The organism is Adhaeribacter terrigena, from assembly GCF_016623615.1.
GTDB lineage: Bacteria > Bacteroidota > Bacteroidia > Cytophagales > Hymenobacteraceae > Adhaeribacter_A > Adhaeribacter_A terrigena.
In genome coordinates, this window is sequence record NZ_JAEHFX010000012.1 from 94,648 (window position 1) to 105,769 (window position 11,122).

Sequence of the window (11,122 nt, forward strand, 5' to 3'; positions counted from 1 at the left end):
AAACCCTAGCGTTTTTCAGCTTCGTAAACCTGTTAATTTTATATTTTCTCTTTTAATTCTTTAATCTCAAAACAACGGCTTCTTTTATGGATTGTACTTGTAAAATCCTGTCTTTTTAGTAAATATTGAATAGCGGATTTCATGAGTATGTAGATTATTACATAATTTTGACCTTTTATTATTTGCCTGTTTATGCAGAAGGCTACTTTTTCTAAAAAGGAAATGCTGTTTTACAACCGGGGTTGCGATGTGTTTCATTTGGATCATGCCAGCAACCGGACTGACTTTTCTGACCTGGCGCCCAACAGTATAATCAGCTCCTGTTTCACGGCCTACGAAAGCCAGATCCATCCCACCACCGGGCTGGGGGTAAAGTATGTATCGGAAGGCAAGGAAACGTATTGGCTGAAAGGTAAAAAAAGCGAGGTCACGGCCGGAAAATATTTGCTGATAAATGAATCGGAACCGCGGTTAGACGTGAAAATAAAATGCGCCGAAACCTGGGGCATGTGTGCCAATATTGAACCCGCGGTTTTAAACGATCTCATCTTTCAGGTACTTTTCCCGAATAAGCTGGACGAAATGAACCAGGTGCAGCAGTATTTATTATCACCCGAACTGCTGGTGCGGCAGGCAACCGCCAGCGACGAACTCCAACAGTTCCTGAACCGGCTGATCGGATTTGTGGGCACGCATCCGAACGAAAATCCGCCCATTGAACTCATTTATGAACTGGCTTCTTTGCTGGTGCGTGAAAACCTGCCGTTGATCGGTTCTTACTATAAACTTGGCGCCAGCAAACGCACTACCCGGCAGGAATTATTTCAGCGGCTGCTGCAGGGCAAGGAAATGCTGGACGACAGCGTTTTCAGCGAAGTGAATATCGGGCAGGTGGCAGATGAATGTTGTTTGTCGGAATTCCGGTTTTTCCGCTTATTCAAGCAATGCTTTGAGGTGAGTCCGTATCAGTATCTGTTCCGCCGCCGGATCGAAAAAAGCCTGGAACTGAAAAAGCAGAACCTGAGCTGGGGGGAGATTGCCTACCAGCTGAATTTTACCGATCTGGCCGCTTTCAGTAAAGGATTTAAGAAAATTACCGGCGTTTCGCCTTCGCAGTACGTGTTTTAGAACAGATTCAGTTTTTTTTATTCTGCTGTAAATTCGGCTAGAACCTTACCTGCGAACTTCCGCCTGCTTAAACAAATTATAATCCTGCACTTCATGCTGCGCAAAACGCTATGGTTTTCCTTTCCAAAACTAAAGGTTGCCGAAACGGTATGCTTCAGGACGGAAAATCTTTTTATAGCATAAGAATCAGTTTTTCCTGCAAGGCTGTCGCTGACTTTTTGGGGCTAAAACCCTACCGTTTACCAGGAGCTTGGTAAAATATTAGAAATATAATATTCAAGGCTTCTGAATCTAAAGTTTCTCTAGAGTTTTCAGGCTAAAAAGGATACCATTTCAGCTTCCGTCGCGTTCAGAAAATACGGATTTCTGTGACAAAGTATTTAATAAATTGAATATTTGAACAGTTCCAGGATTCAGGAAATAAATAAAAAAGCCCCGGAAAATTCCCGGGGCCTTAAGCATATAGAAACCAAATTAAACTATTCTACAATCAATTTCCGGGTGGCAACGTTGCCTTCAGAAGCGATCTTCAGTACATAAATCCCTTTGGCGGTACCACTCAGGTTTAATTGTTGAGTACCTGAATGGTTCGTTACAACTTCACGCTTCACCACTCTGCCGGCCAGATCTGTTACTTCAACTGAATAGCTGCCGAGAGAAGCCGGTACTTTCAGGTTGAATAAACCGGCAGACGGGTTTGGATATACTGCAATATTGTTTTGCAGAATATTTTCTGAAATACCGGTATTCGGGGCAGCAATGCGTACCACATTAATATTGTCGATCAGGTTAGCAGTTCCGTTTCCGTTATCGTATTCTTCTTTCACATCGCTTTCCAAACCGATCTCGATAGTAGACTGGCTCAGGTAAGAAGTAAGATCTACCTTAATTTTCTGCCAGTTAATTGGCGTACCGGAGAAAGGCGGGCGGTAAGTAGGGCCTACCTGCGTGCCGTTAACAGTTACCCGGAAGTTCGTATTGGCATTTACACTCCTGAACAGCTGTTTCAGATCGAAACTCAGGTATAAAGAGTCTTTCGGATTTCCCACGCCAGGAGTAATGCAGAAATAAGCTCCGGCGAAATTATCCGGGTTAGCCGTCCAGGGATTGGTAGTGCCAACAGGCAGGGTCCAGTTAAAGCTGGCTACACCGTCCATGATGAGGCCTTTGGCAGATCCGGTACCATTGCTGGCGCCTGTTCCTTCGGTAATTTTTGCCTGTTTACCAACCATAGTTTTCAGCATTGGTAACCCAGTATTGGTTGTTTCGAAATCCAGGGTCACCGGTAGAGTAGAGAACAAGGCATTCGGGTGGCTTATGGTGTCAGCATCGTTGCTGGCATTTCCATCGTTTGGCATTACCGTTTTCGCAACAATTAAATAAGGACCAGGCACACTCATGTTCGCTTTTGCAGTGAAGGTGTAAGAGGCAGTTGCATTACCCAGCAGAGAACCGGTGAAAGTTTCGGTGGCAATAGTGGTACCGTTTATAGAGAAGGTAACCGGAACCGAAGTCTGGGTTACTGAACCGAAGTTCTTGATCGTAACAATAATGGTTTCGGCGTTGCTCAGACCGCAACCGGAAGTAGCTGGTCCGCTGATGGCAATTACGCCGGCATCATCCTGAGCAGTACCGAACTCATACGCGCCTGCATCTGGCGTGGCAACATTGCGTGGGGCGCCGGCAATATCGTCCGTTACAGTGGCAAGCGGCTGCCCGATATTGTTTATCAGGCCGGAGGTTGGCTGTAAGTTTCCGGTTATCAGATTCGCGTAAGAAGGATCGTCGGAAACGCTGTTCTGGTCATATGCATTGCTGTTGGCAGCTTTCCAGTCGGCAAGAGTAGCTTTGGCAGTACCTAAGAACCCAATATTTCCGCCAGGTACAAACAGCACATTATTGTTGCTTGTAATGCTTGAAGTAGCATTATCGAAGTACAGGGCATACTTGGCTCCGGTTCCGGCAGTGATCGAAACAATGTTGTTTATGAATCTTGCATTGGTAACCGGGGAATTCTGAAAATAACCGCGTAATGCACCGGTGCTGGCCGCATGGCCCAGGTCAAGGGTGTTGTGATAAATGTGAGCGCCATCGCTGCCGGAATTATAAACGCCGTAAACAGCACCATTGGTATTGATGTCGTAAACCAGGTTATTTTTAATAATATTTTCAAACCCGGCCGGGGCATCTGAATTGAAGATGTATATACCGTAAACTGCGCCGTTTTTTGTAGTAGCAGCAATATGCGAGTTATGGATCCGGTTTTTACTGATGATAGTAGCGGTAGAGTTGTCGGTTAAATAAATACCAATTGTAGGGTTCGATACCAAATTGCGGACAGGTCGGGAAATATCATTGCCTTCAATCAGGGTGCCTTTCGCAACTGATATCATAATACCAGTAGCGTAGAAGTCTTTGATCGAGTTGTTTACAAAGCGGTTCTGGCTATTCACATTGGCATTGCTGTTCAGGTGTATGCCTTTGTAACCGCCGATGATGGTGTTGCCGGAAAACGTGTTATTATTACCGGTATTGCCGGGCAATGCTACCAGCGTATTGGAATTCGTAAAAACAATACCAACAGAATTGTTTTCGGAGGTGTTGGTAGCAGCAATGGTAACAGTATTGTTGGTGATTGCATTATTATCGGCTCCGTTAGTCAGCTGAATACCCCAGCCGTAAGTAGCGTCAGATGCTTCTACCTGGAAATTGTTTATGGTTACGAAATCAGTACCGTCCAGGCGGATCACAGGTCGGTTAGAAGTGGTAGAAGCAAAACTGATCGTATTGCCATTCCCTTCGAACCTGACAGTGTTTACTGCATTCGTTCCCGGAAGCGTTCCCAGGTTTAACTGTTCCATGTAAGGACCGGTTCCGGCTACTACATTGAAGATTACCGGGGCAGAGATTCCGCAGGAAGTAAGGTTTTGCACGGCGGCTGTAATGGACTGGTAATTGGTGGCAGAAACCGGGCTGTTCTTATCGATGGTATAGGTTCCGGCAAGCGGTATGCAGGAAGTTCCGTTCAGCGTAAAGCAATCGTTTGAAGTATTGCCATCGGTTTGCCCGTTTGGCGTAGCCGTACATACCTCTAAAGTAAAGGGGCCTGCAACGAAGGTATAATTGCCAATGGTTACCGAAGTAGATGTTCCCGGAGCCAGGTTACCTGTCCAGGTGTAAGGCGTCTGGGCAACGGTGTTCACTGTCCAGGCTATGGAAGCAGTGGTTAAAGGTGTGGTGCCAAAGTTTTTAATTACAATTTCTACAGTGCTTGAGCCCGGGGCTACGGCCAGGGCTGGCGTAATGACAGAAGTTACTCCGGCATCGTTGGTTGTAGGGGAGTTAAATTCGTATGCACCAGCATCAGGGGTAGTTGTGTTGCGGGCCGCACCGGTAATGTCGTCGGTAACTGCAGCAATTGGCTGGCCGATATTATTAATGGTAGAATTGCCTGGCTGCAGATTGCCGGCAGTAATATTCACAAAGTTCGGATTGGCAGATAAACTGTTCTGATCGTAAGCGCCACCGCCTACAGCTTTCCAGTCAGCCAGGGTTGATCTGTCAGTTCCGGCAAAACTCCCGAAGTTGCCATTGGGAATATGTAATACGTTGTTGTTGCTGGTTATTACTGAAAGGGGAGCTTCGAAATAGAGCGCGTGTTTAGTACCGGTTCCGGCAGAAATGCTAATAATATTATTGATGAACCGGATGTTTGAAGCCGTATTTATCTGGTAAAAACCGCGTAAATTACCGGTATTTGCGGCATTGTCTAAATTAACGGTATTGTAGTAAAAATGTGCTCCGTCGCTGCCACTATTATACAAGGCATAAATAGCACCAGTATTGTTGATGTTGTAGGTCAGGTTGTTTTTAATTACGTTTTCAGAACCGGCCGGGGCATCTGAGTTTTGAATATGGATCCCATAAACATCGGTACTTAGTACGGTTCCGGTTGCGGCATCGTGTGTATTGTGTACCCGGTTTTTATTAATGGTGGTTAACTGTGAATTGCCGGATACACTAATGCCGTAAAATTCGCTTCCCAGGTTCCGGGTCGGACGGCTGATGTCATTTCCTTCTACCAGGGTGCCTTTTGCTGCTTTCACCCAAATACCATAAGAAATAAAATCTTTGATGGTATTGTTTCTGATCTGGTTATTGCTGGTTGCAGTAAGTACACTGTTCAGGTAAATTCCAACAAAACCGCCGGTAATGGTGTTGCCGGAGATGATATTGTTGTTGCCGGTGTTGCCGCCGGTTGCACTATTAGTGCTGTTCGTAAAGAAGATGCCGGTATTGGCTGCATCCAGTAGGGCATTAGAAGCAACGGTAATGGTGTTGTTGCTGATGGTATTGTTATCGGCGCCGTTCGTGATGTGAATTCCCCAGCCAAAACCAGAATCCGAGGCTTCGATCTGGAGATCTTTTAACGTAATGAAGTCAGCGCCATCCAGACGAATAGTTGGGCGGTTGTTTGCGTTACCTGTAAAGCTGATCTTATTACTGTTTCCATTAAAGGTAATGGTATTGGTTGTGCTGGCGCCCGGAACAGGCGTGAAAATAACCTGTTCGTTATAAGGGCCTGAACCGGAAACTACGTTAACCGTAACCGGGCCCGAAACCCCTTTGCAGGTAACATCTGAAACAAAAGTTGCAAAAGACTGATAGTTGGTAGTTGAAACGGGGCTGTTCTTATCGATGGTGAAGGTGCCACTCAGGGGAGCAACAGTAGTAGTTACCTGCACACTGCCAGATGGAGCTGTATTGGTTCCGCAACTAACATTTACGCGGTAAAAGGTAGTAGCAGTTTGTGAAGTCGTGTAACGGTCGGTGGTTGCGCCTGTTATATCGGTCCAGGTAGTTCCGTTCGGAGAAGATTGCCACTGATACGTTAAACCCGATGCAACAGTGGAGCCGGTAACGCTAAGTTCAAAAGGCACGCCAACGCAAGTTGTGGCCGCTGAACTTACTGCACTGCCAGCTGTTGGCGTACCGCTGCAGGCCGGGAATGGGGTAATATCAATGCCGAAATTCGGCCAGCCATTTGTATCCTGGGTGCCGCTGGTAGCAGCAGTACTAGATGCGAAAATCTTTTTATGAGCCGGTACTACGCCGGAGCTTGTGGAATGTACGCTGATGCCAGTATTGAAAGAGCCGATCTGCACTTCAACGATTAGGGTGCGGGTATTGTCGTAGTTGAAGGGCGTATCCAGATCGATGAAGAACCAGCCTCCAGCCGTTGCATGACCGGTAAGAGTTAGCGAAGCGCTGTTTTTTACCTGCGTAAGGCCGGTAAAAAAATCGAGGCTGTTGCTTCCGGGAAAAACAGTTGCCTGCGTCTGGCCCATGAATACCTTGAAATTGGTAAATGTGCCTGAAGCGCCTGCTGTAGTATTCCGGAAGTAGATCCGGCTGATGGTGCCGGGAGTTGTTGCAGGGCTGAAATCGCCAGGGAGGTAGAAAAACTGCGTTTTTAAAGCATTTGGGTTATTAAAGAGATTAAGAGTGGTTCCGGTACCAGCGCCTTTGCTGTAACCAGGTGTCTGAGCCTGGGTTTGGGGCATGCCTGATAGCAGGAATACTGCAAGCCAAAAGCAAAGCAGTAGAAAGTTGCCTGGCTTTCTGCTGAAAGCATGAGGCGAGGCCAGTTTACCGGAGAGGAAGGAAACTAACCTTGTTTTGATCTGGGTATTCATGTAATAAATAGGAAAAAATTAAAAATTTCTTAGTGAGTTTGTTTTTGAAAAAAAATGCAGGGTATCTTGTTGATTTACAGAGGTTATTACTTCGAAATATACCTTCTTTTACTAAGTGTTTATTCAGGATGGGTATGAACGACCTTTTTGTTTCCATAAACATCAGGAAGCATGAAAAATAATTGCCGAATTTGGTTTTCGGAGCAGTGATTACCCGGATTTATACAGGTAAAACAAACCAATTTTCGGAGCGGGAAACGCCGGGTTGAATCAGAAATTAAGGCAATGATCTGCCTCCTGACTTCAATTAACAGCGAAGCGTTTAGGAGGGGCGGAATTGGCTGATCGAACAGTTTTTAAGACTAAATGAATAGCGTTTCTTGTAAAGCGGGTATTTTGGGAGCAAAAAGGGTACTCCTAAAACAAAAAAAAGCCCCGAAAGTATCTTCGGGGCTTTTGAGTTTTGGAAACTAAAACGATAGCGTTTTTTGCTTTAAGGTTTACTTTATGAATTATTCCACGATCAGCTTGCGGGTAGCTACGTTTCCTTCGGAAGCGATCTTGAGGATGTAGATCCCTTTGGCTGTGCCGTTCAGGTTCAGTTGGGTTGTACCAGCATTGTTGGTTACGGTCTGCTGTTTTACCAGTTTGCCCGTCAGGTCCGTTACTTCTACTGCATAATCTCTAATAGTAGTTGGTATTTGCAGGTTGAATAAACCGGTAGAAGGGTTCGGGAATACTATCAGGTTGCTTTGCAGGATGTTTTCGGAAATACCTACGCACGTAGAGCAGGCAACGCGTACGATCTGGATATTATCGATCACGTTGGCTGTGCCGGTGCCGTTGGCATATTCTTCTTTCACGTTGCTTTCCAGGCCGATCTGAATGGTGCCTTTGTTTTTATACGGGGTCAGGTTTACTTTAATGGTTTTCCAGGGGGCCGGTATGCCGGCAGGGTAGCCACCAAAAGGAGGCCAGTAGGTCTGGCCTACCTGGTTGCCGTTTACCGTAACCCGGAAGTTGGTGTTGAACATGGAGGTTTTGTACAGCTGTTTCAGGTCGAAGGTAAGGATCAGGGAATCTGTGCCAACTTGGATAGGGGTCAGGCAAATGTAAATTCCGGATAAGTTATCTTCGTTGTTTATAAAGGGATCTATGCCTATCGGATCTACCCATTTAGAATGGTTTATGCCGTCCATGATCAGGCCTTTTCCGGCTCTACCGGTGCCGGCTACTTCGTTAATGGCAGATTTTGGCCGGGTAACGATGCGGGCGGCAATCATGCTGGTAGGCGGGGTTTCAAAATCGAGGGTAACAGGCAGGGCGTTGAACAAGGTATTGGTTACGTTATATATAACCGTGTTATTGGTCATGTCCGGATCTATTCCGGCATTGTTTACAATGCGCACTTCAATGCTGTGCGGGCCGGCAGCCGAAAGGTCGGCCGTTTGGGTGAAGGTGAATTTTTTAGGTACGTCAGGCATTAGAGGTGTGCTGGTAGCCGCTGTTGTCCAGGCGCCGCCGTCAACCCTGAATTGCAGGTGATAATTGCTTATAGCAATGCTACCCAGGTTCTCGATCATAACTTCTACTTTTTCGCTGTTACTGAAACCACAGACCTGGCTAAGCGGCTCAAAGGAATAAATAGAAAGGTTATGGGTATTATCAGCAATGCGCACATCATCGAAGGCAAAACCATCATGAGCAGACCAGGTATTGGAGCCAAAGGCCACACGCAGCATTACGGCTGGTTGCCCGGATAAGCCGGTAAGTCTGTGTTTTACTTTCACCCAGCCATTGCTGCCCGGTGGTGTTGGATTTGAGCCGGCTCCGCCCGACCAGCCTTGTTGCTGGCCTCCCGGGTTACCGGAAATGGTGCCGGAGTTATACCAGTTATTAGGCTGGCCCATGGTGCCAATGGTTTGCCAGGTAGCGCCGCCGTCAATAGAAGATTGCAGCACAGCACCGGCTACGGCCGCTTCAGAAGCCCACCAAACTTTCATTTCAAGGTCAGGATCGGCGCTTGTTAAGGCAGAGAAGTTGAAGCACGGGCTCGTTACCCAGGAGTTTTCAAGTGTATTATGATTCCCGGTCAGTCTGGTAACCCAGGCATTTACGCCGGAAGCCGCGCCCTGAATGATCTGCTTGGCTGGCGTGCCTAAAACCCAGGAAGAATTGGTGCCGCCTGCGCGCCAGCCGCCCTGGCCGTTTTCAAAGTTCTGGCTGTAAGGAAAAGTTGAAATAAGCGGAACCGAAGTAATGCTGGTAGTTGCCGTATTGTTGCTCGGGTCGCTGTCGCCGGTTAATAAAGTGGTAGCCGTAATAGTATAAGACCCAGCCGTAGACAGGTTTGCTGTTTGCAGGAAGCAGTAGGTATACGTGTCAAACGGCGCAATCGTATCTGTTACGGTTTCGGTAACTACCGGGCCGCTGCCAACCTGGTAACTTACCGGGAAATTGCTTTGTGCGGCAAGGCCTCTGTTGGTAATGGTCACGCAAACGGTTTCGGCAGCTGAAAGCAAACAGCCGGAAACCGGTGAGATGAAGGAAGTTAATTCTAAATCTAAACCCGACATTTCAGTTAAAAGTACGTCGTCTAAAGCAAACCCTCCCAGGTTTACACCGGGATCGGAGGCGAACGCGATACGAAGCCTGACATTGGTCTGACCTCCCAGGCCTGTAAGCGCGTGTTTGGCCAATACCCAGCCCCCGCTGCCGGTTGAGCCGCTTCCACTCCAGCCAGTAAGCTGGCCGCCCGGGAAACTACTTATGCCACTGTTGTTGTACCAATTATTGGGGGCGCCAACCGTGCCGACAGTCTGCCAGGTTAAGCCATTATCTATAGAAGACTGCAAAACAGCGCCATCCCAATTGTGTTCGGTTTGCCAGAAAATTTTTGCCGAAAAAATGGGCGCTACCACGCTCGCGAAGTTGAAGCAGGGGCTCATCACGTATGAATCTTCCCCACTGTTATGATTTCCGATTAAGTTGGTTGCCCAGGCTTTAGTACCCGAGGCAGCGCCGGTAATACCAGGTTTGGAGGGGGTGCCCCAGGCCCAGGAAGAGTTCGTTCCGCCGCTGGTCCAGTTGCCGTTGCCGGCTTCAAAATTTTCGAAATAAGGAAAAGTGGAAATAGGAGTAGTGCAGGCTTGCCCCCAGGCTCGCCCTGCTAAAATCAAGATAAGCAGCGAAAGCGGTATTAGTTTTTTCATATGCAGCAGGTTTAAAAGCAGCGTAATATGGTGTTAGGTCGCTAAATTTATAGATAAATCTAGTATTATCAAATATAAATCGTGTTCTGTTATTAAGGAGAGGATGTAAAGGTGTATATAATATGTTCAAACTGCATTTTGCAAATGAAATGCCCGGGCTATGTTGTTAGAGTTTAATTGAATAGTGCTTTAGCCCGAAATGCTGTAATGTTGTAGTTTGATCTTTCAATGTTATTCTGGTTTGGATCACGATTCTGCGATGATTAAGTGCTTCATGTTGACCAGGTTTTTGAGAATAATAGTCGCTAGAGGCTTGGGAACAGGTGGATTGTCAGCTAACCGCAGAGTGCAGAAAATTCCCGGACGCGCTTTTAGGAAATGTAATACACCTTTTTAAAACCGAACATTATCCGCAATGAAGCTAGCATTACTGGAGTTTTTGCAGCTTTCGTTTTCATACTTTTCAGGCAGATTTAGCTACCGTTTTTAAATCAAATTTTGGATTAATATTCGGGAATTCCGGGCTTTGCTTTTTTTTTGAAGCATTGCAATGCATACTTTTTAAGCTTAAAACCCTACCGTTTTTTCCCTTGGAAACTTTCACCTGGCTGGAAACAAAAAAAGCCCCGAAAGTATTTTCGGGGCTTTTGAGTTTTGGAAGCTAAAACGATAGCGTTTTCGCTTTAAGGTTTACTTTATGAATTATTCTACGATCAGCTTGCGGGTAGCTACGTTTCCTTCAGAAGCGATCTTGAGGATGTAGATTCCTTTGGCCGTGCCGTTCAGGTTCAGTTGCGTCGTACCAGTATTGTTGGTTACGGTCTGCTGTTTTACCAGTTTGCCGGTTAAATCCATTACTTCTACCGAGTAGTTACGGGTAGTAACAGGTACTTTCAGGTTGAATAAACCAGTAGACGGGTTTGGGAACACTACCAAGTTGCTTTGCAGGATGTTCTCTTTCATGCCCAGCACAGTAATGCGCTGCACCTGGATGTTGTCGATCACGTTAGCCGTGCCGTTGGTATTATCGAAAGCTTCCCGCACGTTGCTTTCCAAACCGATCTGGATGCCGCCTTTGTTTTTGTA

General features: G+C 46.5%; 4 protein-coding genes. 1 reads left to right on the plus strand and 3 read right to left on the minus strand.

The genetic code is table 11. From position 1 onward, the window contains the following. The first annotated feature begins 192 nt into the window (after positions 1-192). Entirely contained in the window at positions 193-1,128 is a 936-nt protein-coding gene (locus I5M27_RS17980) for a helix-turn-helix domain-containing protein (protein ID WP_200507775.1), read from the plus strand. Between the two features lie 479 nt (positions 1,129-1,607). Here I5M27_RS17980 and I5M27_RS17985 read toward each other — a convergent pair whose 3' ends face one another. From I5M27_RS17985 to I5M27_RS17995, 3 genes are all read right to left on the minus strand, one after another. Beyond that, entirely contained in the window at positions 1,608-6,692 is a 5,085-nt protein-coding gene (locus tag I5M27_RS17985) for a T9SS type A sorting domain-containing protein (protein WP_200507776.1), read from the minus strand. A gap of 644 nt (positions 6,693-7,336) precedes the next feature. Then, positions 7,337-10,036 (minus strand): T9SS type A sorting domain-containing protein, encoded by a 2,700-nt coding sequence (locus tag I5M27_RS17990; RefSeq protein ID WP_200507777.1) that lies wholly within the window; start codon positions 10,034-10,036, stop codon positions 7,337-7,339. Between the two features lie 702 nt (positions 10,037-10,738). After that, positions 10,739-11,122, minus strand: a 384-nt coding sequence (locus tag I5M27_RS17995; RefSeq protein WP_200507778.1) for a T9SS type A sorting domain-containing protein, incomplete at its 5' end; no start/stop codon positions are given.